This is a genomic window from Bacillus sp. SJ-10, from assembly GCF_002843505.1.
Taxonomy (GTDB): Bacteria; Bacillota; Bacilli; order Bacillales; family Bacillaceae; genus Bacillus; species Bacillus velezensis.
The window spans coordinates 1,694,145-1,719,730 of the sequence record NZ_CP025258.1 but is presented as its reverse complement, the minus strand read 5'-3'; the positions used below and the strand labels follow the sequence as shown (position 1 = coordinate 1,719,730).

At 47.7% G+C, this 25,586-nt stretch carries 19 protein-coding genes, 17 tRNA genes, 3 rRNA genes and 1 riboswitch; of the genes, 7 read left to right on the top strand and 32 right to left on the bottom strand.

Annotated elements, in window-relative coordinates; translation table 11 throughout:
- Positions 1 to 4: 4 nt before the first annotated feature.
- The 19 genes from CXL14_RS08775 to CXL14_RS08685 form a co-directional block, all read right to left on the bottom strand.
- A tRNA-His gene (locus CXL14_RS08775) sits at positions 5 to 80 on the bottom strand.
- Positions 81 to 100: 20 nt separating this feature from the next.
- A tRNA-Phe gene (locus CXL14_RS08770) sits at positions 101 to 176 on the bottom strand.
- 10 nt (positions 177 to 186) lie between these two features.
- Positions 187 to 263 (bottom strand) — tRNA-Asp (locus CXL14_RS08765).
- A gap of 6 nt (positions 264 to 269) precedes the next feature.
- Positions 270 to 346, bottom strand: a tRNA-Met gene (locus CXL14_RS08760).
- Positions 347 to 365: 19 nt separating this feature from the next.
- A tRNA-Ser gene (locus CXL14_RS08755) sits at positions 366 to 458 on the bottom strand.
- Positions 459 to 465: 7 nt separating this feature from the next.
- Positions 466 to 542 (bottom strand) — tRNA-Ile (locus tag CXL14_RS08750).
- A gap of 2 nt (positions 543 to 544) precedes the next feature.
- Positions 545 to 621: transfer RNA gene (locus CXL14_RS08745), tRNA-Met, on the bottom strand.
- A 20-nt stretch (positions 622 to 641) separates the two neighbouring features.
- Positions 642 to 714: transfer RNA gene (locus CXL14_RS08740), tRNA-Ala, on the bottom strand.
- 4 nt (positions 715 to 718) lie between these two features.
- Positions 719 to 795: transfer RNA gene (locus CXL14_RS08735), tRNA-Pro, on the bottom strand.
- Between the two features lie 16 nt (positions 796 to 811).
- A tRNA-Arg gene (locus CXL14_RS08730) sits at positions 812 to 888 on the bottom strand.
- 9 nt (positions 889 to 897) lie between these two features.
- A tRNA-Leu gene (locus tag CXL14_RS08725) sits at positions 898 to 983 on the bottom strand.
- Positions 984 to 1,002: 19 nt separating this feature from the next.
- Positions 1,003 to 1,077 (bottom strand) — tRNA-Gly (locus CXL14_RS08720).
- A 9-nt stretch (positions 1,078 to 1,086) separates the two neighbouring features.
- A tRNA-Leu gene (locus CXL14_RS08715) sits at positions 1,087 to 1,170 on the bottom strand.
- A 10-nt stretch (positions 1,171 to 1,180) separates the two neighbouring features.
- Positions 1,181 to 1,256 (bottom strand) — tRNA-Lys (locus CXL14_RS08710).
- Between the two features lie 37 nt (positions 1,257 to 1,293).
- A tRNA-Thr gene (locus CXL14_RS08705) sits at positions 1,294 to 1,369 on the bottom strand.
- Between the two features lie 29 nt (positions 1,370 to 1,398).
- Positions 1,399 to 1,474: transfer RNA gene (locus CXL14_RS08700), tRNA-Val, on the bottom strand.
- Positions 1,475 to 1,497: 23 nt separating this feature from the next.
- A 5S ribosomal RNA gene (gene rrf, locus CXL14_RS08695) occupies positions 1,498 to 1,613 on the bottom strand.
- Between the two features lie 50 nt (positions 1,614 to 1,663).
- A 23S ribosomal RNA gene (locus CXL14_RS08690) occupies positions 1,664 to 4,593 on the bottom strand.
- 233 nt (positions 4,594 to 4,826) lie between these two features.
- Positions 4,827 to 6,376: ribosomal RNA gene (locus CXL14_RS08685) — 16S ribosomal RNA — on the bottom strand.
- The 16S, 23S and 5S rRNA genes sit together here with 16 tRNA genes alongside, the layout of an rRNA operon.
- A gap of 366 nt (positions 6,377 to 6,742) precedes the next feature.
- A riboswitch (TPP riboswitch) is annotated at positions 6,743 to 6,843 on the top strand.
- A 100-nt stretch (positions 6,844 to 6,943) separates the two neighbouring features.
- Here CXL14_RS08685 and thiT point away from each other — a divergent pair.
- Positions 6,944 to 7,525, top strand: coding sequence for an energy-coupled thiamine transporter ThiT (thiT, locus tag CXL14_RS08680; RefSeq protein ID WP_053285199.1), 582 nt, complete (start codon positions 6,944 to 6,946; stop codon positions 7,523 to 7,525).
- A gap of 30 nt (positions 7,526 to 7,555) precedes the next feature.
- On the opposite strand, the gene CXL14_RS08675 is transcribed toward thiT, so the two are convergent.
- Positions 7,556 to 9,085, bottom strand: coding sequence for a flotillin lipid rafts scaffold protein FloT (locus tag CXL14_RS08675; RefSeq protein ID WP_014418715.1), 1,530 nt, complete (start codon positions 9,083 to 9,085; stop codon positions 7,556 to 7,558).
- Between the two features lie 19 nt (positions 9,086 to 9,104).
- A complete protein-coding gene (locus tag CXL14_RS08670) occupies positions 9,105 to 9,635 on the bottom strand; it encodes an NfeD family protein (RefSeq protein ID WP_017419514.1) in 531 nt (176 codons plus the stop codon).
- A gap of 146 nt (positions 9,636 to 9,781) precedes the next feature.
- Here CXL14_RS08670 and CXL14_RS08665 point away from each other — a divergent pair, with 146 nt between their 5' ends.
- Positions 9,782 to 10,270, top strand: coding sequence for a DinB family protein (locus CXL14_RS08665; RefSeq protein WP_017419515.1), 489 nt, complete (start codon positions 9,782 to 9,784; stop codon positions 10,268 to 10,270).
- Position 10,271: 1 nt separating this feature from the next.
- Here the strand turns inward: CXL14_RS08665 and CXL14_RS08660 are convergent, their stop codons facing one another.
- The 3 genes from CXL14_RS08660 to betB form a co-directional block, all read right to left on the bottom strand.
- A complete protein-coding gene (locus CXL14_RS08660) occupies positions 10,272 to 10,853 on the bottom strand; it encodes an MOSC domain-containing protein (RefSeq protein ID WP_017419516.1) in 582 nt (193 codons plus the stop codon).
- 71 nt (positions 10,854 to 10,924) lie between these two features.
- Positions 10,925 to 12,133, bottom strand: coding sequence for a choline dehydrogenase (gene gbsB, locus CXL14_RS08655; protein WP_014418719.1), 1,209 nt, complete (start codon positions 12,131 to 12,133; stop codon positions 10,925 to 10,927).
- 17 nt (positions 12,134 to 12,150) lie between these two features.
- Complete coding sequence (gene betB, locus CXL14_RS08650; RefSeq protein WP_032876872.1) at positions 12,151 to 13,623, bottom strand: betaine-aldehyde dehydrogenase; 1,473 nt, start codon at positions 13,621 to 13,623, stop codon at positions 12,151 to 12,153.
- 200 nt (positions 13,624 to 13,823) lie between these two features.
- On the opposite strand from betB, the gene cudC reads away from it, so the two are divergent.
- From cudC to CXL14_RS08635, 3 genes are all read left to right on the top strand, one after another.
- Positions 13,824 to 14,378, top strand: coding sequence for a transcriptional regulator GbsR (gene cudC, locus CXL14_RS08645; protein WP_014418721.1), 555 nt, complete (start codon positions 13,824 to 13,826; stop codon positions 14,376 to 14,378).
- A gap of 159 nt (positions 14,379 to 14,537) precedes the next feature.
- Positions 14,538 to 15,074, top strand: coding sequence for a biofilm surface layer hydrophobin BslA (bslA, locus tag CXL14_RS08640; protein ID WP_025650408.1), 537 nt, complete (start codon positions 14,538 to 14,540; stop codon positions 15,072 to 15,074).
- A 166-nt stretch (positions 15,075 to 15,240) separates the two neighbouring features.
- Positions 15,241 to 15,909: a potassium uptake protein KtrA gene (locus CXL14_RS08635; protein ID WP_014418723.1), complete on the top strand. Its 669-nt coding sequence runs from the start codon at positions 15,241 to 15,243 to the stop codon at positions 15,907 to 15,909.
- Between the two features lie 34 nt (positions 15,910 to 15,943).
- Here CXL14_RS08635 and CXL14_RS08630 read toward each other — a convergent pair whose 3' ends face one another.
- Entirely contained in the window at positions 15,944 to 16,789 is an 846-nt protein-coding gene (locus tag CXL14_RS08630; protein WP_061862517.1) for a glucosaminidase domain-containing protein, read from the bottom strand.
- 141 nt (positions 16,790 to 16,930) lie between these two features.
- Positions 16,931 to 18,106 (bottom strand): NO-inducible flavohemoprotein, encoded by a 1,176-nt coding sequence (gene hmpA / locus CXL14_RS08625; protein WP_101287767.1) that lies wholly within the window; start codon positions 18,104 to 18,106, stop codon positions 16,931 to 16,933.
- Positions 18,107 to 18,324: 218 nt separating this feature from the next.
- Here hmpA and CXL14_RS08620 point away from each other — a divergent pair, with 218 nt between their 5' ends.
- Positions 18,325 to 18,966: a cupin domain-containing protein gene (locus CXL14_RS08620; protein ID WP_021495345.1), complete on the top strand. Its 642-nt coding sequence runs from the start codon at positions 18,325 to 18,327 to the stop codon at positions 18,964 to 18,966.
- Positions 18,967 to 19,032: 66 nt separating this feature from the next.
- Here CXL14_RS08620 and CXL14_RS08615 read toward each other — a convergent pair whose 3' ends face one another.
- The 4 genes from CXL14_RS08615 to CXL14_RS08600 form a co-directional block, all read right to left on the bottom strand.
- Positions 19,033 to 19,353: a hypothetical protein gene (locus CXL14_RS08615; RefSeq protein ID WP_101287765.1), complete on the bottom strand. Its 321-nt coding sequence runs from the start codon at positions 19,351 to 19,353 to the stop codon at positions 19,033 to 19,035.
- 112 nt (positions 19,354 to 19,465) lie between these two features.
- A tRNA-Ala gene (locus CXL14_RS08610) sits at positions 19,466 to 19,538 on the bottom strand.
- A gap of 127 nt (positions 19,539 to 19,665) precedes the next feature.
- Entirely contained in the window at positions 19,666 to 20,496 is an 831-nt protein-coding gene (locus tag CXL14_RS08605) for an undecaprenyl-diphosphate phosphatase (RefSeq protein WP_007613337.1), read from the bottom strand.
- Between the two features lie 91 nt (positions 20,497 to 20,587).
- Positions 20,588 to 21,748 carry an AI-2E family transporter gene (locus tag CXL14_RS08600; RefSeq protein ID WP_014305691.1) on the bottom strand — a complete coding sequence of 387 codons (1,161 nt, stop codon included), beginning with the start codon at positions 21,746 to 21,748 and terminating at the stop codon, positions 20,588 to 20,590.
- A 179-nt stretch (positions 21,749 to 21,927) separates the two neighbouring features.
- Between CXL14_RS08600 and CXL14_RS08595 the strand changes: the two genes are divergently transcribed.
- Entirely contained in the window at positions 21,928 to 22,914 is a 987-nt protein-coding gene (locus CXL14_RS08595) for a Gfo/Idh/MocA family protein (RefSeq protein WP_053285197.1), read from the top strand.
- Positions 22,915 to 22,945: 31 nt separating this feature from the next.
- Here CXL14_RS08595 and CXL14_RS08590 read toward each other — a convergent pair whose 3' ends face one another.
- Both CXL14_RS08590 and tlpB read right to left on the bottom strand, forming a co-directional pair.
- Positions 22,946 to 23,470 (bottom strand): type 1 glutamine amidotransferase domain-containing protein, encoded by a 525-nt coding sequence (locus tag CXL14_RS08590; RefSeq protein WP_014418730.1) that lies wholly within the window; start codon positions 23,468 to 23,470, stop codon positions 22,946 to 22,948.
- Between the two features lie 65 nt (positions 23,471 to 23,535).
- Complete coding sequence (gene tlpB, locus CXL14_RS08585) at positions 23,536 to 25,542, bottom strand: methyl-accepting chemotaxis protein (protein WP_088056433.1); 2,007 nt, start codon at positions 25,540 to 25,542, stop codon at positions 23,536 to 23,538.
- Between the last annotated feature and the right edge of the window lie 44 nt (positions 25,543 to 25,586).

Sequence of the window (25,586 nt, the reverse complement as noted above, 5' to 3'; positions counted from 1 at the left end):
TGTTTGGGGCGATTGATGGGAATCGAACCCACGAGTGCCAGAGCCACAATCTGGTGCGTTAACCACTTCGCCACAACCGCCAAAACAATATTAAATTAAATGGTGGCTCGGGACGGAATCGAACCGCCGACACACGGATTTTCAGTCCGTTGCTCTACCAACTGAGCTACCGAGCCTTTTTATAAATGGCGGTCCGGACGGGACTCGAACCCGCGACCTCCTGCGTGACAGGCAGGCATTCTAACCAACTGAACTACCGGACCATTTTTTGGTTGCGGGGGCAGGATTTGAACCTGCGACCTTCGGGTTATGAGCCCGACGAGCTACCGAACTGCTCCACCCCGCGATGATAATTAAATTAGATATGGCGGAGGAAGAGGGATTCGAACCCCCGCGGGCTTTGACACCCCTGTCGGTTTTCAAGACCGATCCCTTCAGCCAGACTTGGGTATTCCTCCGTATAAGTGGTGGACCTTGTAGGACTCGAACCTACGACCGGACGGTTATGAGCCGTCTGCTCTAACCAACTGAGCTAAAGGTCCAATGGTAGCGGCGGAGGGGATCGAACCCCCGACCTCACGGGTATGAACCGTACGCTCTAGCCAGCTGAGCTACACCGCCAAAAAACAATTAAAATCAAGTGGAGCCTAGCGGGATCGAACCGCTGACCTCCTGCGTGCAAAGCAGGCGCTCTCCCAGCTGAGCTAAGGCCCCAAAATGGTCGGGAAGACAGGATTCGAACCTGCGACCCCATGGTCCCAAACCATGTGCTCTACCAAGCTGAGCTACTTCCCGTTTTCAAAAGTATGTATGGCGCGCCCGAGAGGAGTCGAACCCCTAACCTTTTGATCCGTAGTCAAACGCTCTATCCAATTGAGCTACGGGCGCAACAATAAGTGCCGAGGGCCGGACTTGAACCGGCACGGTAGTCACCTACCGCAGGATTTTAAGTCCTGTGTGTCTGCCAATTCCACCACCCCGGCATGGATGTTATAGTATAGTTGGAGCGGAAGACGGGATTCGAACCCGCGACCCCCACCTTGGCAAGGTGATGTTCTACCACTGAACTACTTCCGCGTTTGGCAATGCGGATGAAGGGACTTGAACCCCCACGTCTGTAAAGACACTAGAGCCTGATTCTAGCGCGTCTGCCAATTCCGCCACATCCGCAAGAAAAACATGGTGAGCCATGAAGGACTCGAACCTTCGACCCTCTGATTAAAAGTCAGATGCTCTACCAACTGAGCTAATGGCTCTTATTACAAGAGACTTATATAGTATAACATATAAAGGTGGTGCCGGCAAGAGGACTTGAACCCCCAACCTACTGATTACAAGTCAGTTGCTCTACCAATTGAGCTACACCGGCTTAATACGCCAACTTATGTATGATAGGAATGGTGGAGGATGACGGGCTCGAACCGCCGACCCTCTGCTTGTAAGGCAGATGCTCTCCCAGCTGAGCTAATCCTCCATATATTACACTTACGTGTAATGGCTTGGCGGCGTCCTACTCTCACAGGGGGAAACCCCCGACTACCATCGGCGCTGAAGAGCTTAACTTCCGTGTTCGGCATGGGAACGGGTGTGACCTCTTCGCTATCGCCACCAAACCATTGAGAGTGTTCTCTCAAAACTAGATAACAGTAAGCATACATTCAAATTGGTTAAGTCCTCGATCGATTAGTATCTGTCAGCTCCATGTGTCGCCACACTTCCACCTCAGACCTATCAACCTGATCATCTTTCAGGGATCTTACTTCCTTGCGGAATGGGAAATCTCATCTTGAGGGGGGCTTCATGCTTAGATGCTTTCAGCACTTATCCCGTCCGCACATAGCTACCCAGCGATGCCCTTGGCAGAACAACTGGTACACCAGCGGTGCGTCCATCCCGGTCCTCTCGTACTAAGGACAGCTCCTCTCAAATTTCCTGCGCCCGCGACGGATAGGGACCGAACTGTCTCACGACGTTCTGAACCCAGCTCGCGTACCGCTTTAATGGGCGAACAGCCCAACCCTTGGGACCGACTACAGCCCCAGGATGCGATGAGCCGACATCGAGGTGCCAAACCTCCCCGTCGATGTGGACTCTTGGGGGAGATAAGCCTGTTATCCCCGGGGTAGCTTTTATCCGTTGAGCGATGGCCCTTCCATGCGGAACCACCGGATCACTAAGCCCGACTTTCGTCCCTGCTCGACTTGTAGGTCTCGCAGTCAAGCTCCCTTGTGCCTTTACACTCTGCGAATGATTTCCAACCATTCTGAGGGAACCTTTGGGCGCCTCCGTTACCTTTTAGGAGGCGACCGCCCCAGTCAAACTGCCCACCTGACACTGTCTCCCCGCCCGATAAGGGCGGCGGGTTAGAAGGTCAATACAGCCAGGGTAGTATCCCACCGATGCCTCCACCGAAGCTGGCGCTCCGGTTTCCAAGGCTCCTACCTATCCTGTACAAGCTGTACCAACATTCAATATCAGGCTGCAGTAAAGCTCCACGGGGTCTTTCCGTCCTGTCGCGGGTAACCTGCATCTTCACAGGTACTATAATTTCACCGAGTCTCTCGTTGAGACAGTGCCCAGATCGTTGCGCCTTTCGTGCGGGTCGGAACTTACCCGACAAGGAATTTCGCTACCTTAGGACCGTTATAGTTACGGCCGCCGTTTACTGGGGCTTCAATTCGCACCTTCGCTTACGCTAAGCGCTCCTCTTAACCTTCCAGCACCGGGCAGGCGTCAGCCCCTATACTTCGCCTTACGGCTTCGCAGAGACCTGTGTTTTTGCTAAACAGTCGCCTGGGCCTATTCACTGCGGCTCTCTCGGGCTTGCACCCTAACAGAGCACCCCTTCTCCCGAAGTTACGGGGTCATTTTGCCGAGTTCCTTAACGAGAGTTCTCTCGATCACCTTAGGATTCTCTCCTCGCCTACCTGTGTCGGTTTGCGGTACGGGCACCTCTCACCTCGCTAGAGGCTTTTCTTGGCAGTGTGGAATCAGGAACTTCGCTACTATAATTCGCTCGCCATCACAGCTCAGCCTTCACGGGAAACGGATTTGCCTATTTCCCAGCCTAACTGCTTGGACGCGGATATCCAATACCGCGCTTACCCTATCCTCCTGCGTCCCCCCATTGCTCAAATGGTGAGGAGGTGGTACAGGAATATCAACCTGTTATCCATCGCCTACGCCTTTCGGCCTCGGCTTAGGTCCCGACTAACCCTGAGCGGACGAGCCTTCCTCAGGAAACCTTAGGCATTCGGTGGAGGGGATTCTCACCCCTCTTTCGCTACTCATACCGGCATTCTCACTTCTAAGCGCTCCACAAGTCCTTCCGGTCTTGCTTCACAGCCCTTAGAACGCTCTCCTACCACTGTTCGAAGAACAGTCCGCAGCTTCGGTGATACGTTTAGCCCCGGTACATTTTCGGCGCAGAGTCACTCGACCAGTGAGCTATTACGCACTCTTTAAATGGTGGCTGCTTCTAAGCCAACATCCTGGTTGTCTAAGCAACTCCACATCCTTTTCCACTTAACGTATACTTTGGGACCTTAGCTGGCGGTCTGGGCTGTTTCCCTTTCGACTACGGATCTTATCACTCGCAGTCTGACTCCCAAGGATAAGTCATCGGCATTCGGAGTTTGACTGAATTCGGTAACCCGGTAGGGGCCCCTAGTCCAATCAGTGCTCTACCTCCGAGACTCTTACCTTGAGGCTAGCCCTAAAGCTATTTCGGAGAGAACCAGCTATCTCCAGGTTCGATTGGCATTTCACCCCTACCCACACCTCATCCCCGCACTTTTCAACGTGCGTGGGTTCGGGCCTCCATTCAGTGTTACCTGAACTTCACCCTGGACATGGGTAGATCACCTGGTTTCGGGTCTACGACCACGTACTCAATTCGCCCTATTCAGACTCGCTTTCGCTGCGGCTCCGCATCTTCTGCTTAACCTTGCACGGGATCGTAACTCGCCGGTTCATTCTACAAAAGGCACGCCATCACCCGTTAACGGGCTCTGACTACTTGTAGGCACACGGTTTCAGGATCTCTTTCACTCCCCTTCCGGGGTGCTTTTCACCTTTCCCTCACGGTACTGGTTCACTATCGGTCACTAGGGAGTATTTAGCCTTGGGAGATGGTCCTCCCGGATTCCGACGGAATTTCACGTGTTCCGCCGTACTCAGGATCCACTCAGGAGAGAACGAAGTTTTGACTACAGGGCTGTTACCTCCTATGGCGGGCCTTTCCAGACCTCTTCATCTACCTCGTTCCTTTGTAACTCCGTACAGAGTGTCCTACAACCCCAAGAGGCAAGCCTCTTGGTTTGGGCTGGTCCCGTTTCGCTCGCCGCTACTCAGGGAATCGCATTTGCTTTCTCTTCCTCCGGGTACTTAGATGTTTCAGTTCCCCGGGTCTGCCTTCTCATATCCTATGTATTCAGATATGGATACCACTCCATTACGAGTGGTGGGTTTCCCCATTCGGAAATCTCCGGATCAAAGCTTGCTTACAGCTCCCCGAAGCATATCGGTGTTCGTCCCGTCCTTCATCGGCTCCTAGTGCCAAGGCATCCACCGTGCGCCCTTTCTAACTTAACCGTTAAAAAGAATCACTACGTGATATCTTGCATTACTAATTGAATGTGAATTACTTCTGTTATCTAGTTTTCAAAGAACAACGCATAGGACATGCTAACACATGCGTTGCCACAGGAAGTGGCGCATTTAGCAGGTGTTCCTATGTTTTGAAGGAATGATCCTTCAAAACTAAACAAGACAGGGAACGTTCTGTTTATAAGACCCAAGGTCTTATATTCCGTTAAAATCCTTAGAAAGGAGGTGATCCAGCCGCACCTTCCGATACGGCTACCTTGTTACGACTTCACCCCAATCATCTGTCCCACCTTCGGCGGCTGGCTCCAAAAAGGTTACCTCACCGACTTCGGGTGTTACAAACTCTCGTGGTGTGACGGGCGGTGTGTACAAGGCCCGGGAACGTATTCACCGCGGCATGCTGATCCGCGATTACTAGCGATTCCAGCTTCACGCAGTCGAGTTGCAGACTGCGATCCGAACTGAGAACAGATTTGTGGGATTGGCTTAACCTCGCGGTTTCGCTGCCCTTTGTTCTGTCCATTGTAGCACGTGTGTAGCCCAGGTCATAAGGGGCATGATGATTTGACGTCATCCCCACCTTCCTCCGGTTTGTCACCGGCAGTCACCTTAGAGTGCCCAACTGAATGCTGGCAACTAAGATCAAGGGTTGCGCTCGTTGCGGGACTTAACCCAACATCTCACGACACGAGCTGACGACAACCATGCACCACCTGTCACTCTGCCCCCGAAGGGGACGTCCTATCTCTAGGATTGTCAGAGGATGTCAAGACCTGGTAAGGTTCTTCGCGTTGCTTCGAATTAAACCACATGCTCCACCGCTTGTGCGGGCCCCCGTCAATTCCTTTGAGTTTCAGTCTTGCGACCGTACTCCCCAGGCGGAGTGCTTAATGCGTTAGCTGCAGCACTAAGGGGCGGAAACCCCCTAACACTTAGCACTCATCGTTTACGGCGTGGACTACCAGGGTATCTAATCCTGTTCGCTCCCCACGCTTTCGCTCCTCAGCGTCAGTTACAGACCAGAGAGTCGCCTTCGCCACTGGTGTTCCTCCACATCTCTACGCATTTCACCGCTACACGTGGAATTCCACTCTCCTCTTCTGCACTCAAGTTCCCCAGTTTCCAATGACCCTCCCCGGTTGAGCCGGGGGCTTTCACATCAGACTTAAGAAACCGCCTGCGAGCCCTTTACGCCCAATAATTCCGGACAACGCTTGCCACCTACGTATTACCGCGGCTGCTGGCACGTAGTTAGCCGTGGCTTTCTGGTTAGGTACCGTCAAGGTGCCGCCCTATTTGAACGGCACTTGTTCTTCCCTAACAACAGAGCTTTACGATCCGAAAACCTTCATCACTCACGCGGCGTTGCTCCGTCAGACTTTCGTCCATTGCGGAAGATTCCCTACTGCTGCCTCCCGTAGGAGTCTGGGCCGTGTCTCAGTCCCAGTGTGGCCGATCACCCTCTCAGGTCGGCTACGCATCGTTGCCTTGGTGAGCCGTTACCTCACCAACTAGCTAATGCGCCGCGGGTCCATCTGTAAGTGGTAGCCGAAGCCACCTTTTATGTCTGAACCATGCGGTTCAAACAACCATCCGGTATTAGCCCCGGTTTCCCGGAGTTATCCCAGTCTTACAGGCAGGTTACCCACGTGTTACTCACCCGTCCGCCGCTAACATCAGGGAGCAAGCTCCCATCTGTCCGCTCGACTTGCATGTATTAGGCACGCCGCCAGCGTTCGTCCTGAGCCAGGATCAAACTCTCCGATAAAGTAGTTTGACTGACTACGCACATCGCTGTGCGATTTATTTAAAACTTTGAATTAACAGGTACGTTTTGTCTTGTTTAGTTTTCAAAGATCATTACCGCTTGTTGAAGCAGCTTTATTATCTTACCACTCAGCTTCTTTTATGTCAACAACTTTTTTAAGTTATTTCCGAAGCTTTTCGTTGTTGTCTGCTGTTCATCAGCGACGTTTAATAATATAACACCCTTTTGAAAATATGACAATAGTTTTTTTTAAAAAAATCATTAATTATTTTCTTTCATACTTATTTCAGTTTCTCTTCTATAGAAAGATAAGCTGTCTTGTGGTTTGGCATATTTTCTTGTATAGTAAGATTGAACTAAATACTTGATGACCACAAGGGGAGCATTAAAGCTGAGAGTGAACGTTTTGTTCTGACCCTTTGAACCTGTTAGTTAACGCTGGCGTAGGGATGTGGCAAAGCCAAATGATTTGCAGTTTATGTAAGCAGCGCGCGGACCTTTTCCCATCCTTCCCCGCGCTGCTTTTTTGTTTATCCTTGATACGGTTGTCTGACCAGGGGGAAAACTATGAATCATTCAACACAGCTTGTGCGCTTAATTGAAATAGCGATTATGACCGGGGCGGCTGTCATTCTTGACATTGTCTCAGGTATGTTTCTCCGGATGCCCCAAGGCGGTTCGGTCTCTATTATGATGATTCCGATTTTTTTGATTTCATTCCGCTGGGGAGTGAAGGCCGGGCTTACGACAGGCTTTTTAACAGGGTTTGTCCAGATCGCCATCGGCAATTTGTTTTTGCAGCATCCGGTGCAGCTATTTCTTGATTACATCGCGGCATTTGCAGTCCTCGGTTTCAGCGGCTTGTTTGCTTCCGGTGTACGGGAATCGGCATTGAATAAAAAAAGAGGCGCTTTAACGATGTATGTTATAGGCGGTGTTTTCATCGGCAGTGTGCTGCGTTATGCGGCACATGTGGTCTCCGGAGCTGTCTTTTTCGGAAGCTATGCTCCGAAGGGCACGCCGGTATGGATTTATTCGTCCGTCTATAACGCGACTTATATGATTCCTTCTTTTATCCTTTCGGCCATTGTCCTTATCTTATTATTCATGACTGCGCCGCGGCTTCTTGAAGCTAAGCGGACGAACTGAAACAGCAGGCGGTTTACGCCTGCTGTTTTTTTATTCCGGGCTGTGCCGTTCGTTTGAATCACTCAGTTCTTTTGTAAGTTCATTTATACTTTGTTTTATGTTTCCTTTGCCTGAAAAATTCTCAATAAGCTCTTTTACATTGATTCCGGAAGATGCTTTTAAGCTTTCCTGAAGACCGGCCATTAAATTGGTTGCGTAGCCTGTGACTTTATTGGCCCCGCCGTTTTCACCGCTTCCTCCCGTATCAACGACGGTTATTTTATCAATGTTGGAAAGAGGCGCTGAGACTTGCTTCGCATATTCAGGCAGCATTTTCACAATCATATCAAGGATTGCAGCCTGCCCGTATTTTTCGAATGCTTCGGCGATTTTTTCTTTAGCTTCAGCTTCTGCGAGACCTTTCAGGCGGATGACTTCCGCTTCGGTTTCTCCTCTCGCCTTTTCAGCCTCCGCTTTAGCAAGACCGTCAATTCTCACGCGTTCCGCTTCCGCCTTGGCCATCGCTTCGATGCTGTACTGCTCGGCATCCGCTTCGGCGAGCTGCTTCGCTTTTGCGGCTTCGGCCGCTTGTTCCACCGAGTAACGGTCAGCATCGGCTTTTTTCTTCACTTCAGAGTCATATTGGCGCTCACGGCGCAGGATTTCTTTTTCTTCCAATTCAATCTGCTTTTGCCGCTCAATAATTTTAATTTGCATTTCCTGCTCTGTCACCTGCTGGCGGGCTTTTGCTGTTTCAAGATCATATGCCTGATCGGCATTGGCTTTTGCTGTATCCTGCTCTCTTCTGTATTCCGCCATTTTCAGCTGATTGATTTTTTCCGCTTCAGCTATTTCCGTCGCCCGCTCCAGTTCTGATTTTTTTGCGTCTTTATCAGCGGCCGCGCGTTTAATCCTCGTCTCTTTATCCGCTTCTGCCGTGGCAATGTCCGCATCCCGCTTGACTTGGGCGATTCTCGGCTTACCTAATGATTCAAGATAGCCGTTTTTATCGCGGACGTCTTTAATCGTAAAAGAAACGATCATCAGCCCCATTTTAGCAAGATCCTGAGACGCGACCCGCTGGACTTCCTGAGAAAACTTTTCCCTGTTTTTATAAATCTCTTCAACGGTCATGGAGCCGAGGATGGAGCGCAGATGGCCTTCCAGCACCTCCCGTGCCTCCTGCTCACGGTCTTCCTTAGATTTCCCCAAAAATTGTTCAGCTGCTGTTGCGATTTCACCGATGGAGCCTCCGATTTTAATAATGGCGGTTCCGTCGGCCATTACCGGCACGCCTTGTTCTGTATAGACTTCAGGTGTAGAGACATCAAGTTTGCTTGACAGTAAACTGAGAGGTTCTGCCTGCTGGAATACCGGGAGCACAAAAGTTCCCCCGCCCCGGACGATTTTCAGACGATTTCCGCCTTCATCAATGTGGACGTTCTTATTTCCCAAATAACTTCCGGTCACGATAAGGGCTTCGTCCGGCCCCGCCGTCCGGTACTTCGTAATAAATACAGCAATAAGTGCGATGAGTAAAAAGAATACGATTCCGATAACGATGATAATCGGCATAGTCATAACAGTTCCCCCTTAGATATCAGATTGGTTCATGCGGCGTCACAAAAAGCACTCCGTCTTTCACGTCAATCACTAATACGGCCGTTCCGTACTTGATCTGTTCTTGATCAAAGCTGACGGCTGATTTAGAAATGGCGCCCCCTATTCCCTCTATGATCACTTCTCCATAGCCGTCTTTCGGGACGGAAGTAATGACCCTGCCGACTCTGCCCTTTAAATCCGTCTCCCGATATGCGAGCGATTCTTCCGCTGATGAAAGCGGGACAAGGACGAAGAAGTGAAGCAGGCTGACCAAAAGAACCGAAAGAACAAATGAAAGCAACGCAATGACAGGACTTGATAGCGGAGCGGCGATTTCGCCGATATAACCTGAGGCTGAAAAGATTGTTAAAAAAGACAGAATCAATGCAGGGTTTAAAAATGAAACAGGAATGGCTTCCGAGAGGCCGTGAAACACATCTTGAAAAAACAGAATCAAAAGCGTGAGACTTCCCGAAATAATCAATGTGTAAAGATAGACCGTTTCAAGCGGCAGATGAAATATGTTCATCTTCTATCCTCCTTTCGGCCGAGGTGTCGGAGTGTTACTTTATATACGGATGTAAAGGTAAATGGTTTCAATTTTCTGATAAGGAAGGCTGATTACATGATTATCCAATCCGGATATGATATGTTTACTCTAAAGGAGGAGATAGGATGAGCATTTTTAATGAAGCCAGACAGCAGACCTGGGAAGAACTGAAAGGACTCTCTGATGAGGAATTCAACCGAAAGCCCGCGGCTGATGAGTGGAGCGTGCGGGAAGTCCTTGACCATTTAAAGAAAATTGACGAAACAGCGCAGACCCTTTTATCAAAGCAGGCAAAAGACGCACCGTTTAAAAAAATCGAAGAAAAACCGATGGAGTTTATAGAGGACAGAACAAATAAACGGCCGGCGCCGTCACACCTAGAACCTGAGCAAAACCGAATATCAGTCATTGAAGCAAAACAAGAATTAGATACGGCAAGACAGCAGCTGACCGCAGTTATTTCATCATTAAACGAGGAAGACTTAGAACGTGTGCTTCCCCATCCTGTTTTTCAAGAACTGACGATCCGCCAGTGGATTGATTTTATCGGCCATCATGAAAAGCGTCACATCAATCAAATAGAAGAAATCAAACAAAAAATCGAAAAGGTCTGAGTCAGACCTTCTCGATTTTTTTCTTGGCGCGTTTCGGTTCATAAGAATGGATGGTGACCGCATCGCCCGTGCATATATCACCCGGGCGTTCAACAATACAGACAATTCCTCTTCTGCCCATCGCGTGCCTCACAAACGCCGCGGCGAGTTTTGGCTGATCCGGATAAAAGGATTGAATGACTTCTCCCGGCTGAATGCACGGATCATTTTCTCCCTCGCACAACAGAGACGCACCGCTTGGAAATATTATTCTGCTTCCTTCTTTAAGCGGCGTCAGTGCAGAAAAACCGCTGATTGCGATGTTAGCGCCGAGCCATTCGGGAAAGATATGAGAAATCCCCATCTTCTCCGCAATGTCATCACATTCCTCCATGGACACGATTGAAATTTGTCTCCGGTTAAAAATTTCTGTTCCTCTTTCATACATCGGCTCACGCGCGCCGGCCTTTTTTGTCAGTCCGAAATGCAGGTCACCGGGGAACCCGCCGTATTCCGCACGAAGCTTGTCCATCTTTTTGGTAACAAATTGTTCGGTATCCGCTATATATACGCCTTCCGTCTTTGCTGTTATGCGTTTCCACATCAGCCATCACCGCCTTTTTCTTGACATTATCCTTAAAAAACCCCGCTCTGTAAAGGAGCGGGGTTCATTTATTATACCGTTTTCGGCGTTAAGTCAAAGCAGCGTTTGTAAATCCAGTTGTATGCTTTCTCATTCAAATCTCTTGGATTTCCGAATGTTTGCGGATCTTTCATGGCTTCTTTTGATAAACGTTCAATCATGTCCGGAGACACACCTTGTTCTTCTAAACTCGGCACCTCTAAATCTTTTACAAGATCATACATCCAGTTGACGGACGCTTTTGCCGCTTCATCGGTTGTCATGTTGCTTGTATCGATTCCGAATGCTTTGGCGATGCGGGCGAATTTTTCCGGATAGCCTTTCCAGTTGTATTCCATTACCGGCCCCATCATAGCTGCGACGCATTGTCCGTGAGCGACAGGGATGATGCCGCCGAGCGTCTGGCTCATCGCATGCGCCGCGCCTGCTGATTCACTGCCGTATGAAAGGCCGGCAAGCATCGCCGCCTGCGCCATGCCGTATCTTGCTTCCAAATCCTCCCCGTCCGCAAACGCGCGCTTAATATAATGCGCCGCATATTCAATGGCCATTAAAGCGACGGCATCAGTGATCGGCTGCGCGAATTTCATCGTATAGCACTCGATGGCGTGCGCAAGTGCGTCAATACCTGTCATGGCCGTTACATGCGGAGGCATGGACGTGTGCAGCTCAGGGTCAATGACCGTTAAATGCGCGGCGATAAGCGGTCCGCCCGTATTGAATTTAAATTCTCTTTCTTCATCTGTAATGACCGCCCATTGTGTAACCTCTGAACCTGTTCCCGCAGTCGTCGGGATCGTTGTCAGCGGAGGAATACGGTTTTCCAGCGGCTTTTTGCCTTCCGCGGCTTCATAATCAAGCACGCTTCCTTCGTGTGTCGCTTCTACCCCGATCGCTTTCGCTGTATCCATGGAGCTTCCGCCGCCGACAGCCACAAGGCCGTTGCAGTTTTCTTTTTTATACAGTTCTGATCCTTCGTTTACAAGACGTACAGGCGGGTTCGGCTCCACTTTGTTAAACAGGACGACTTCGATGCCCGCTTCCTGCAAAGATTCAATGACCGGGTTTGCCACTCCCGCGTTATAAATTCCCGGGTCTGTTACGAGCAGCGCTTTTGTGACACCAAGCGCTCTGACTTCACTTCCCGCGTGCTGAATCGCGCCGATTCCGTGTTTAATGACTGTCGGGATTTCGAATGTATGGAATTTATGCATGCTTTCTACTTTCATATTTAATGTCATATTGTATCTCCTCCTCGTTATGCTTGAAACCAGTTCACAGCCGCAGGTTTCGTGTTGCGGTAAATATGTTTGATTTCCGTGTATTCTTCCAGGCCGATTTTGCCGAGTTCGCGGCCGAAGCCCGATTGTTTGTACCCGCCCCATGGCGCTTGCGCGAAATACGGGTGGAAATCATTGATCCATACCGTTCCCATCCGCAGTTTGGCGGCTACGCGTTCGCATTTTTCAATATCCTTTGACCATACCGCTCCGGCCAGCCCATAAATGGTATCGTTGGCAAGTCTGATCACTTCTTCTTCAGAAGAAAATGACTCAACTGTTAAAACGGGGCCGAAGATCTCCTCTTGGACTATCCGCATATCAGACTTGCAGTTTGAGAAAATAGTAGGTTCATAGAAAAAACCGTTTTGAAGGGCGGGATCATCAGGACGTTTGCCGCCTGTTTCCAGTTTTGCCCCTTCTTCGATGCCGATTTCTACGTATTTTTCGACTTTAGCCCGATGCTCGGCGGAAATCAGCGGACCGCTTTCCGTATCTTCATGAAAACCGTTTCCTAATTTGATGCGTTTCGTACGCTTGATCAGCTCGGCTAAAAATTCATCATGAATGGCTTCGTCCACCAATAGACGTGACCCTGCCGAACAAACTTGGCCGGCATGGAAAAACACGGCGTTCAGCGCTTGATCTGCAGCTGTTTCGAGATCTGCATCTTGAAATACGATATTCGGATTTTTGCCGCCAAGCTCCAGGGCAATCTTTTTCACGTTGCCGCTTGCCGCCTGCATGATTTTTTTGCCTGTTTCAATTCCGCCCGTAAAAGAGACCAAATCGACGTCGAGGTTTCTCGCCAGCTCGTCGCCGACAGAGGCGCCCGGCCCCAGTACGAGATTGGCGACCCCTTTCGGAATACCGGCTTCTTCTATTAATTGAAAGACTTTAATGGTTGTCAGCGGAGTAATCTCGCTCGGCTTTAAAACGATCGTGTTTCCGGCCGCAAGAGCGGGAGCGATTTTCCAGCTCGCCTGAAGGAGCGGATAATTCCACGGCGTAATTTGTCCGCATACGCCAATGGGCTCTCTGACGATTTTACTTACGGAATCAGGAATCGGAGATGAAATGACCTCGCCTCCGTCTTTATCCGCCAAACCGGCATAATATTGAAATACATTTGCGATATCATCCATATCGGCTTTACTTTCTTCAATCGTTTTTCCTGTATCGAGCGATTCCAGCTCAGCTAATTCGTTCAGATCGCGTCTGATTAATTCCGCAATTTTCAGAACAAATTGTCCGCGCTCGAGCCCGGAAAGCACCGGCCACTCCCCTTCATCAAATGCTTTTCTGGCTGCGGCGATGGCTTTCACCGCATCGTTCCGGTCTCCTTCGCATACCGTTGCAATTTCTTCTTGATTAAATGGATTAATGATACGGCGGGTCTGTTTTTTTTCTGCACTGATCCATTCGCCGCCGATATAAAGCGTTTTGCTCATAAGAGTCCTCCTTACCGAAAAGTAAGTTTGTTAAATAAAAATTTAATGTTTTTAACAATATTAATTTAACACATGTTTTTTGGCCTGTCAAAACCCGGTCAGTCCGTTTAGATTTTGACATTTTGTCATGATTCGTTAAGATTAAGAACATAAAGAAATGACTTAACAAATTTAAACTTCAAGAGGAAAAGAGGGACAATATGGATGAGAATCCAGAATTCGCAGCTATAGAACAAGCCAGGGATCTTGTCATTGATTCCATTGCAGAGACGATGGATCTTTACGGAATCACACGGAGTGTCGGGATTTTATACGGAACAATGTATATGAGGGATGAAATGACGCTTGACGAAATGCGTGAGGAACTGCAGATGAGCAAACCGAGTATGAGCACAGGCGTCAAAAAGCTGCAGGATTTAAATGTGGTCAAAAAAACCTTTCACCGCGGCACACGGAAGCATACGTTTGTAGCGGAAAAAGATTTCTTTACGTTTTTCACGAATTTCTTCCCACCGAAATGGGATCGTGAAGTTCAGGTGAATTTGTCCGCCATCGTACAGGCCCAGGCGGATTTGCAGTCCGTTTTGCTGGCCGAGGAAGGCAACGCGGAATTACAGGAAGAAGCGCGGCAGTTATATGATCAGCTTGAAAGTTCGAAAGCTTATTATGATTGGCTGAAGCGGCTCGCCGACTCGGTTCAGAGCGGGGAGATTTTTAAATTTATTCCGATAGAAACGGACGAAAAAAACGCCTGAATCAAAATCAGGCGTTTTTTGTCGTGATTTGATTATTTTTGAGAAAATATAGGAATATAACCCCATTTACTTCCATTAAAATTGATGGTAAATTTTTATAGGTATGGTCGTTCTTTTTTAAGAACAATCAGCAAATTTTTTTTAGGGGGATTTATGAAAATGAAACACAAGTTTTTCTCAACTGTCATGGCAAGTTTATTCGGCCTGGTTTTGCTTCTTTCTCTGCCGACAGCGTCATTCGCCGCTGAGTCAGGCTCAACCGTTCACGAGCCGGAAATGTCCACGAAAGCGACTGCTACCTTATTTGCAAAATATACAGGTGCCAGCCAGCAGGAATGGTCATTTTCTGATATCGAATTGACGTACCGTCCGAACACGATCCTGAGCTTAGGCGTTATGGAATTTACCCTTCCTAGCGGATTTGCGGCTACAACAAAAGATACAGTCAACGGACACGCTTTGCGTGAAAGACAAATTCTGAATAACGGCAAAACAGTCAGACTTCCGTTAAACATTGATTTGCTCGGCGCAGCGGAATTTAAGCTTTCTCTTAATAATAAAACATTGCCTGCTGCAGGTACATATAAGTTCCGTGCAGAAAATAAATCATTAAGCATCGGCTCTAAATTCTATGCTGAGGACACAATTGTTGTTCAAAAACGAAGCACACCGCCGACACAGCCTTGCGACTGCTAATAATTGCGAAAAAAGACCGGCACAAGCCCCTCGCTTGTCATCCGGTCTTTTTTTTGTGCTGTTTTCTTTCTTCCGGCCCTCGCATTGACAAACCCTTGAAACAGGAGTACATTCTTGTTTGTTGTATTTGGAGTGACGAAAACAGTTTCTTAAGGAGTTATGAGGATTGGGAAAAATCAAAAATAAACAATTTGCCGTCATCGGACTCGGCCGTTTCGGCGGAAGCATCTGTAAAGAGCTTTTTAAAATGGGGCATGAGGTGCTTGCGGTCGATATCAGCGAAGAGCGGGTCAACGCATACTCCTCTTATGCCACGCATGCTGTGCGGGCAAATTCAACGGAAGAAAGCGAGCTTCAGTCGCTCGGCATCAGAAATTTTGAATATGTCATCGTAGCAATCGGCGCCAACATTCAGGCAAGTACGCTGACGACGCTGTTATTGAAGGAGCTGAACATCCCTAATATTTGGGTGAAAGCGCAAAACTATTATCATCACAAAGTGCTTGAAAAGATCGGTGCTGATCGTATTATCCATCCCGAAAAGGATATGGGCGTGCGGATTGCGCAAAGCCTTTCGGATGAAAACGTCTTAAATTATATTGATTTGTCAGATGAATACAGCATCGTGGAGCTTTCAGCCACGAAAAAGCTGCATTTAAAATCCATTCTTGATCTCGGCGTCCGGGCCAGATTCGGCTGCACCATTCTTGCCGTGAAACATAACGGAGACATTCAGCTGTCCCCTTCTCCGGAGACTGTCATTCATGAATGTGACTGCCTTGTGCTGATGGGGCATAAACGTGATATTAAAAGGTTTGAAACTGAAGGGATGTAAAAAAAGCCGGCGGGCTGCCGGCTTTTTTTGATGCTTATGTTTCTTCACTTAACTGGACGGCGGTTTGGTCAACCCAGCCGATCAGCTCATCTTTCACTTGAATTTGGTACCAGACGGATTCTCCGTTTTGTTTTTCAGATACGACTTTAATATGCTGGCCGGTAAACTTTTGCGCCGATGCCAGTTTTATAGAATGCCGCTCTTTTGACGGCTTCGACCACACGTCTTCAATGGCGTGGTCTTTGATGGCGCCTTTCATATTAACTGCTTTAAGAGAGGCATTGATTTTGTCATATTCATTCAGGTTATAGGTTTCTATGACATCTTTAATTTTTTCAGCATAGCCGGGGTCTGTGGCGTAGCCGGATTTTTGAAGGGCAGCCGCCGCTGTTTTATAATTGTCCGCTTCAATGACGGGCTTGTACTTCTTTTTATTCCAAGACGTTCCGTTGACAAATAATTTGGCATGGTCATCCATTGACTCAAAAAACGTGCTGTATTTACGGAATTTTGCCCGAATCGTTTTTCGTTTTCCTTTTTCAAATTCATCCGTTTTCATCGTGACGTGTTTTCCTTTATAATCACCTTTTACACCGAACAGGTTGCGCGCTTTCCCCGCAAGCTCACTGTTCCCCCAGTCCGATTCGAGAATGGCCTGTGCGAGGGTGATGCTCGGAAGGACATGATATTTCTCATATAAAATTTGAGCATGCCCGGAAAGGCTGTCAATAAAGACCTGCTGCTCGTCCACCTCTTCAGGCGGTTTTTCTTCCGTCACTATGAATTTCGAAAACACCATTGATACCAGAAATAATCCGAATATAAGAGATACAGCAAAAAGGCACCCAAGCACCCTTTTGGTCTTTGCTTTCTTTTTCATATCAACCTTCCTTTAATTCCGGAATCACTAGATTTATAATTTTACTGGTCATTGATGAAAATTTCAATAAAATAGGGAAAAAGACGGAGAAAGAACACATTGTGCAAATAAAAAAGACTCCTTTTTGAGGAGTCTTTTTTGTTATGCCATGCTCAGCTGAGGGCCGAACAATTCATATTGAACGGAATCAGAGTCAAACCCGAGGGCAAGAACCATGTCTTTCATTTGTGTCATAAACTGCGCTGATCCGCACAAGTAAAATTCAGCATCTTGATTCAGATGAAGCTGCTCCAGGAAGGTTTGATCAATCCTGCCGCTGTAAAAAGGCTTGTCTCCTGATCGGTCTTGTTCTGCCGGTTCACTGTATACATAAATGACGTTAATATTCGGATGATTCTCCGCAGCTTGTTCAGCCTCTTTGCGGAACGCGGCGTACTCTCCGTTTTTCGCGGCATGAATAAAAGTAACGGAACGCTCCGGCTGTTTTTCGGCGGCTGTTTTCAGCATGCTCATCATCGGCGTGATTCCGGAGCCGGCACTGATAAGAACAACCGGTTTTTCGGAAGAAGACAGCTTGAAATCCCCGGCGGGTGCGCTGACTTCAAGTTTATCTCCCTCTTGAACTTCATTGTGGAGATGAGAAGAAACCGCTCCGTCCTTTTTCACAGAAATCCGATATGCCCCTTTTTGAGAAGCATCAGACAGGCTGTACTGGCGAATGTGCGTATAAGGAGAATCCGCAATCCGCACTTTAATGCTGATATATTGTCCCGCTTCAAATCCAGGAAGCGAAGAGCCGTCACTCGGTTTGATATAAAATGATGTAATATCTTTGCTTTCTTTCGTTTTCTGTATAACCGTAAATTCTTTATACCCCTGCCATCCGGCTTCATTGTACATGTCTTGTTCAATGCCGATGAAAGCCTCCGCAATAACACCGTAAGCTTTTTCCCATGCCTGCATAATCTCAGGAGTTGCGGCATCCTGCAGCACATCCTTAATTGCCAGAAGCAGATACTTTCCGACAATCGGATAATGTTCCGGTTTTACACCGATGCTTGTGTGTTTATGGCCGATCTGTCTGACCGCCGGAATGATTTGTTCTAATTGATCAATATTCGCCGCAGCCGCAATGACTGCATTTGCCAATGCTGCGCGCTGAGTCTGTTTCTTTTGGTTCGTTTGGTTAAACATATTTAACAGTTCGGGATGATCTTGAAACATCAGGTTATAAAAGCGTCCGGTGATGTTTTCTCCATGTGTTTTCAATACGGGTACTGTGCTTTTGATGATGTCTATTGTTCTCTCATCCAGCATGTTAATCCTCAACCCTTCTAAAGATGTATTTTCAATATATCTTTATAGTAAGAGATATTTCGAATAAAAGATATATTGAAAATGAATCTTTAAAAAAGTCGTCACAATATTGTGTTGGATTTGGAATTTATGGATTTCACCTCCTTTTTTTATCACCCGGTGAAACAGGGACACATATATTTGGGAATATACGTTTAAAGATGAAAGCGGGGGAGTGCATGGTTTCCGATATCGATTACACGTCTCCGAATACACAATTCACTTATGATGTGAATGAGAGCCGTTTTTTTACGAAAGATGCTCGGAACTTTATCAATGTATTGGGGATTAAACAGTTAAACACGCTTGAAAATATTTCATTATTAGATATCTTTCTGAGCAAAACAAATGTGATTGAACCGCATACCCATCAAAACGCCGCTGAATTGGTGTACTGTATTTCGGGTTCCGCGGTGGTGTCGATGCTGAATCCGTTCACCCAGAAAATACGGAATTATCCGATCTCTCCAGGACAAGTGGCGAATGTTCCGCAGGGGTGGTGGCATTATGAAGTCGCCACTTCAGACAAAACCCACCTTTTGGCCATATTTGACGCCCCTTCGCCTGAAGTGATATACGGCTCGGATATTCTCCGTCTGACGCCGCCTGAGATCATGGCGCATACGTACTGTCTGAATGAGCATGAGTGGGAAAAAGCCGTTTCACCGATCCGGCAATCAACTGTGATAGGTCCCGATAAATACTGCGGACAGACTGAAAACACGGGTATTCTTGATATGAATAAGCCTTATCAGCCAAATACGCATTATCCGAATGATCCGTATCGGCATTATGATACGCCGTTATATTGGGGATATTAAACGGAGAGCCGGAGCGGCATTCAGCTCGACAGAAAGAGCCCCTCATTGGAGAGGGGCTCTTGATCATTACGGTCCGGTTCCGCAGCTTACTTTGTACTCGCCTTCGGACGATTTTTTTGAATAACATACGTGCGGCGTCTGTCCGGTTTCATCTTTCCAATTGAACCAATTTACATAATAAAGGTTCCCGGCCTCTCCGCCGTCTTCTTCTTTTTGAAGAATCGCAAAGTAGCTTTGATACGGATATCCTTTTTTATAAATGTCATGCCTGATGGCTCCTTTTTCTGAAGCAGACGTGAAGATGACAGGAGAAAGAGCCAGAAGCGCTGTCAAAAAAAGCGCCAGTGCCGCTGACAGAGATAATATAAGATAGATTTTCTTTTTCATTTTCTCTCTTTCCTTTATTTTGAGTTGTTAGAAATGAAGCAGAACACAGAGGCTGCCGCAGAAGATGAAAAAACAAAAAAACCCTTATTTATAGAATAAGGGTTTAAAGGTATGGAGCCAAGGGGGCTCGAACCCCTGACCTCTACGCTGCCAGCGTAGCGCTCTCCCAGCTGAGCTATGGCCCCGTGCTGTAACGTCATGTTTTATTATAGACGAGTCTTCTTTGAATTTCAAGCAGAAAATTCAGTTTGCTCATATTTTCCTGAGACGTTTTTCGAACATAAAAAGAAGACCCTCCGGGGGCCTCTTCGTTTATCGCACGAGCATGATTAAAATGATGCCGAGGATGACACGGTAAATGGCGAACGGGACAAGCTTAATCCGATTGATGAGCCGAAGAAAAAACTTGACGACTAAGAGGGCGACGACAAAGGCGCAGATAAAGCCGACAAGAAAAAACGGAATCATGTCATAAGAAAGACTGCTCCAGTATTTCACCAGCTTCAGAAGGCTTGCGCCCGCCATAATCGGAATAGCCATAATAAATGTGAAGTCTGCGGCTGCCCGGTGATTCAAGCCGACAATGACACCTCCGGCAATCGTTGAGCCTGAGCGGGAAAATCCGGGCCATAAAGCGAGACACTGGAATAATCCGACACAGAAAGCCTGTTTGTAGGTGATTCTGTCCACCGTATCGATCGTTTCTTTCCTTTTATTGATCCAGTCCGCTATAAGCATAAGCACGGCTCCGGCAATTAATCCGTAAGCGACCGTTCTGACGGAGAATAAATAGCGGTCAATGAAATCCTCAAATAAAAAGCCGAGCACCGCCGCCGGAACAAGACCGACGGCGATTTGCGCGATGGTCAGCCTGTATCCCTTCTGCTGATCGCGCGTGACGTTTTTTTTGAGGCCGAGTAAATGTAATATCCGATCCTTAAACACAATGGCCACCGCCAGAATCGAACCGAGCTGAATCACCACTTTGAAGGAATTGGCGGCTTCCGGATTCATCAGGCTTCCGGATTTCAGCCAGATGTCATCCGCTATGATCATATGTCCCGTGGAAGAAACCGGCGCGTACTCCGTCAGCCCTTCCACGATTCCCAAAACGGCTGCTGTGAACATCTCCCATAGTGTCATCCCATTCTTCCCTTCATTCATCATTTACAAAAGAGAAGCTCTCCTCTGAAGGAAAGCCTGTCTTATAATAAATATCATGTCCGTTCCGGTTTTATGACTTCGATACAGCATCATTTTTTTCTTCTTCATATAAATGCGAACGCATTTTGAACCAATCAAACAGATGGGTCGTAACCACTTTGATGACCGCATACCCCGGGATGGCTAAAATAATGCCGACAACCCCGAACAGCTTTCCGGCGGTTAAAAGAACAAAGATGATGGTAATCGGGTGAATGTGAAGATTTTTCCCCATGATCTGCGGCGAAATTAATTTCCCTTCCACGAGCTGGACAACGGTCCATACAATCGCAAGCTTCAGCAGCATAAGGGGCGAAGTGACCAACGCGATAATAATCGCCGGCGTGATGGCAATGGTCGGCCCTAAATACGGAACAACGCTCGTACAAGCGGCAATGACCGCAAGCAGGGACGCATAATCAAGTCCGATAATCAGATAGCCGATAAATAATAAAAACCCGATGCAGAAGCTGACGATGACCTGTCCTCTGATATAGGAGCTTAATCTGTGGTTCATTTCACTCAGCATCGTATACGTTTGTTCTTTCAGACGGGTGGGCACAAACTTTAAGATATAGATTGGCAGTTTTTTGCCGTCTTTCAGCAAATAGAACAGAATAAACGGCACGGTTACAATCGAAATAATCACTTCCGTCAGCGCGCCGATAAAATTCCCGACTCCGGTAAATGTGCTGTTTGCAATTGTCGCCGCCTGCGCCGATACTTTATTAGCAAGATCGGAAATGTTGATATTCATCGTCTTTTGCGCCTGATTTACAAAATCGCTTCCGATCAGGCTTTTCGTCTGATCTTCAACAATATCCACATATTTCGGCAGGTTGTCGATCAGGCTCATGATCTGTTCCTTTAAAAACGGAATAATTGAAACGACCGTAATCGAAATCAGCCCGATAATAATGAGGTAAAGGAGCAGGATGGAATAGACTCTTTTCACTCTTATTTTTTCCAATATATCTACGATCGGATTAAGCAGATAATAAACAATTCCTGTCAAAATGACGGGGAGCGCAATCGTTTTGAGCAGGACGATAATAGGTGTGAAAATAAATGATGTCTTCATAAAGACAAGGATATTGAGACCGATGAGCAGCAATACAAGCAAAAACAAGACAAATTTATTGTCTAAGAAAAACTGTTTAAATCTGCCGCCCCATGTTTGCAATGTTTCCACTATTGTTCCTCCATCATATGTATTTTACTTAAATTGTACACTATCGTTCCTGTAATGAAAAATAATAACCGGTCTCTATGGGAATTTTTCCTATCCCTTTAGCTGGCAGCCTTTTTTCCATTTATGTTTCTCAGAAAAAAAGCTATAATGTAAGCCAATACATAGAAGGAGCGATAGCAATGATTCGATTTGCAACAGTCGGAACGAATTGGATTACAGAACGATTTCTGGAGGCGGCTTCTGCTATTGATGATTTTCAATTAACGGCGGTTTATTCCAGAACTGAGGAACGTGCGGCGGAATTCGCCGGCAAACACGGCGCTGCTCATTATTTCACCAGCCTGAAAGAAATGGCGGAAAGCGAAGCCTATGACGCGGTGTATCTCGCCAGCCCGAATGCATTTCACAAAGAGCAGGCGGTTCTTTTTATGGATCACGGCAAGCACGTACTGTGCGAAAAACCGTTTGCGTCTAACGCAAGGGAAACGGATGAAATGATTCACGCAGCCAAAACGAACGGCGTTCTCTTGATGGAAGCCATGAAAACAACGTTCCTGCCGAACTTCAGCATGCTTCAAAACCACTTACATAAAATCGGACCCGTCAGGAGATTCACGGCAAGCTACTGCCAATATTCATCACGATATGATGCATATAAAAACGGTACGGTGCTAAACGCGTTTAAGCCTGAATTATCGAACGGTTCGTTAATGGACATCGGCGTGTACTGCATTTATCCGGCCGTCGTCCTGTTCGGCAAACCGAAAAACGTCATTGCGACCGGTCATAAACTAGCATCCGGCGTTGACGGCGAAGGCACGGTAATTCTGTCATACGACGGATTTGAAGCGGTGCTGATGCATTCGAAAATCTCAAATTCGTTTGCCCCGGCGGAAATTCAGGGTGAGGACGGCACGATCGTGCTGGACAGCATTCACGGGCCGGAACGGGCGGAAATCCGCTATCGTGACGGAAGGACGGAAGACATTTCAGTCCCTGATCTGAAACCGTCGATGTACTACGAAACGGCTGAATTCATTTATCTTCTTCGAAACGGACAGCGGGAGTCTTCCGAAAATACATTTGAACGTTCTTTCATTACGGCAAGCATTATGGAAGAAGCGAGAAAACAAATCGGAATTGTCTTTCCCGCCGATCAAAACTAAAAACATCCGCCCAGATTCGGGCGGATGTTTTTTATTTGGACGCTAACAGATCAGCAAACGCTTTTGCATACTGCGGAAGGTCGGGCGGGCGGCGGCTTGATACAATGTGGCCGTCAGTTACGACAGCTTCATCCAGCCACTGTGCCCCTGCATTTGTCATGTCGTCTTTGATGCCGGGCGTGCTCGTTACTTTTTTTCCTGCGAGAATTCCGGCAGATATGAGCACCCAGCCCGCATGGCAGATCTGGCCGATCGGCTTTTTCTGCTCGTTCATCGTACGGATGATCTCCAAAACTTCAGGATATCTTCGCAGTTTGTCAGGAGCCCAGCCGCCAGGCACGAGCACGGCATCATACTCCTGAATAATCAGGCTCTTAAAATCGTAATCCGCCGTCGCGGGCACGCCGTATTTTCCTTTGTATGAACGGCCCGCTTCTTCTCCTATTAAATGAACGATCGCGCCTTCCTCTCTCAGCCGGTAGACGGGATACCAAAGCTCTAGGTCTTCAAAATCGTCACTGACAAGCGCTATGACTTTTTTGCCTTCTAATCTCATCACTGCCACTCCCTTCTTTTATATTAGTGTATCGCTTTTTTCAGATGAGGAAAAGAAACAGCTCGCTACAGCTGTTCTTCGTCTTCAGACTGAATCGTAAATTTCCGTGTGACCTGCTGCAGTTCTTCAGCCATATGCGCAAGCGTTTCGGCGGATGAACTGATTTCTTCCATGGAGGCCAGCTGCTCTTCAGCTGAGGCGGCGATGTCTTGAATGCCGGCGGACCCTTCTTTGGCGACTGAGGTAATGTCCTCCACCGCGTTTGTCACATTTTGCGACCCGGCTGCAAGCTTCTCAAGCGTTCCGTTCATATGCTGTAAGGCGCCTGAAATCTGAGTCGTCATTTCTGAGATTTTTTTGAAGCTTTCGGCCGTTTGATCCGTAATATCGAGGCCTTCCTTCACATCTTGATTCACCGCTTGGAATACGGAAAGCGATGTGGCGATTTCTTTGACGATTTCCTGAATCAGCGTTTCGATTTCCTTCGCGGAGCCGGCTGATTGTACGGCAAGCTTTCTCACTTCTTCCGCAACGACGGAGAAGCCCCGCCCGTATTCGCCTGCTCTGGCGGCTTCAATGGCAGCGTTTAAGGCAAGCAGATTTGTTTGATCGGCAATGCCGTTAATGACGTTCAGAATGCTCTTAATGTCGTGCGACTTCGTTTCCAGCCCTTTTACGACCGCTTCCGCCTGCTGTACGGAACGATCAATTGTTTTCATCTGGCCGACCGTTTTCGCCACTAATTCTTCTCCGCTTCCGGCCGTTTCAGAGGTTTGGATGGCGGATTCAGTGATTTCCGCCGATACATTCGCCGTCTCGGCAATGCCCGCATTCATTTGGGAAAGGTGATCAGCACTTTCTTCCAATTTCTCGCTTTGTGATTCGTTTCCGTTTGAGAATTGTTCAATCGCCAGTGTAATATGCTCTGTCGCCTTGCTTGTCTGTCCGGCGGATGCCGTCAGCTCTTCGGATGAAGAAGCGACATGTTCGACCGATGATTGGATGACGCCGATGACAGACCGGAGTGATGCCGACATCTCATTGAAGCTTTGGCTGAGCTGCCCGAATTCATTTTTTGACTTTATGTCAATGACTTCCGTTAAATCGCCGTCACTGATTTTAGCTGATGTCGAAACAAGTTTTTTGAGCGGTTTTGCAATCGAGCGAATGATAAAAAAGATTAAAACCCCGCCGACGATAAGAGAAACCGCCAGGATGATCAGCGCCATTTTCATGACAGGCGAGGCTGCGTCATGGATCTCACTGACAAAAAATGTGCCGGCGATTTTCCAGCCCGTCAGTTTGTTTGTCGTGAAGGCCATTTTCTTCTGCTGTCCTTCAAACATGTATTCAAACGAACCGCTCGATTTGGAAAACACTTCTTTCGTCCACTCTCCGGAGCCTTCCGTTCCCGCTTTTATAGTCGGATGAGCGATGTATTTTTTATCTCCCGTTGTAATGAAGGCAAATCCTTTATGACCGATCTGGACGCGTTCGGAAGCGTTCAGCAGGTCGCCAAGATTAATATCAAGCGCCACAACGCCTGATCCGTCTTTTGTCTGCTGGGCAATCGTAACGACCGTCTGTCCGGTTGCAGCGTCTTTATAAGGCTCGGTAAACATCGGCTGTCCGCTTTTTTCAACCGCTTTTGTATACCACTCGCGCGTGAGCGGATTATAATCGGACGGCATATCAGCGGACGGATATTTCACGAACGCTTTGTCGCGAGACGCGGCGTAAATTGACGCGACATCGTCATTTACGGTGACGTACTGCTTCATATTGTCGAGCAGTACCGATTTATTTTTTGTGTTCAGTTTTTCCTTAGTGATTGATTCGCTGTAGTAGTCAATCGCTTTGAGCTTGCCTTCGAGCATGTTTTCCAGCACGCTGTTCAGTTCGCTGACATTTCCCTGAGCGCTGTGGGTCAGTTCGCTTTCTAGTGAATTCCCCGCCGTTTGGTAGCTGAAGTAGGCGAGTATGCCGACCGGAAGCACCAATACGGCTAAAAATGCCGCGATCAGCGGCTTGCTGATGGATGGCTGTTTGATCCAATGTATCAGTTGTTTCATTTTTTCAGTCTCCTTCTTTGAAAAGCTAAATCTAATATCGTCAG

Bases quoted from the DNA above. Each gene is read 5' to 3' on its own strand.
- CXL14_RS08595 (WP_053285197.1), top strand. From the start codon at position 21,928: ATGATTCGATTTGCAACAGTCGGAACGAATTGGATTACAGAACGATTT.
- CXL14_RS08630 (WP_061862517.1), bottom strand. From the start codon at position 16,789: ATGAAAAAGAAAGCAAAGACCAAAAGGGTGCTTGGGTGCCTTTTTGCT.
- CXL14_RS08660 (WP_017419516.1), bottom strand. From the start codon at position 10,853: ATGTGGAAACGCATAACAGCAAAGACGGAAGGCGTATATATAGCGGAT.
- betB (WP_032876872.1), bottom strand. From the start codon at position 13,623: ATGAGCAAAACGCTTTATATCGGCGGCGAATGGATCAGTGCAGAAAAA.
- thiT (WP_053285199.1), top strand. From the start codon at position 6,944: ATGAATCATTCAACACAGCTTGTGCGCTTAATTGAAATAGCGATTATG.
- CXL14_RS08590 (WP_014418730.1), bottom strand. From the start codon at position 23,470: ATGAGATTAGAAGGCAAAAAAGTCATAGCGCTTGTCAGTGACGATTTT.
- cudC (WP_014418721.1), top strand. From the start codon at position 13,824: ATGGATGAGAATCCAGAATTCGCAGCTATAGAACAAGCCAGGGATCTT.
- hmpA (WP_101287767.1), bottom strand. From the start codon at position 18,106: ATGCTGGATGAGAGAACAATAGACATCATCAAAAGCACAGTACCCGTA.
- tlpB (WP_088056433.1), bottom strand. From the start codon at position 25,542: ATGAAACAACTGATACATTGGATCAAACAGCCATCCATCAGCAAGCCG.
- gbsB (WP_014418719.1), bottom strand. From the start codon at position 12,133: ATGACATTAAATATGAAAGTAGAAAGCATGCATAAATTCCATACATTC.
- CXL14_RS08620 (WP_021495345.1), top strand. From the start codon at position 18,325: ATGGTTTCCGATATCGATTACACGTCTCCGAATACACAATTCACTTAT.
- CXL14_RS08675 (WP_014418715.1), bottom strand. From the start codon at position 9,085: ATGACTATGCCGATTATCATCGTTATCGGAATCGTATTCTTTTTACTC.
- CXL14_RS08605 (WP_007613337.1), bottom strand. From the start codon at position 20,496: ATGACACTATGGGAGATGTTCACAGCAGCCGTTTTGGGAATCGTGGAA.
- CXL14_RS08615 (WP_101287765.1), bottom strand. From the start codon at position 19,353: ATGAAAAAGAAAATCTATCTTATATTATCTCTGTCAGCGGCACTGGCG.
- bslA (WP_025650408.1), top strand. From the start codon at position 14,538: ATGAAACACAAGTTTTTCTCAACTGTCATGGCAAGTTTATTCGGCCTG.
- CXL14_RS08670 (WP_017419514.1), bottom strand. From the start codon at position 9,635: ATGAACATATTTCATCTGCCGCTTGAAACGGTCTATCTTTACACATTG.
- CXL14_RS08665 (WP_017419515.1), top strand. From the start codon at position 9,782: ATGAGCATTTTTAATGAAGCCAGACAGCAGACCTGGGAAGAACTGAAA.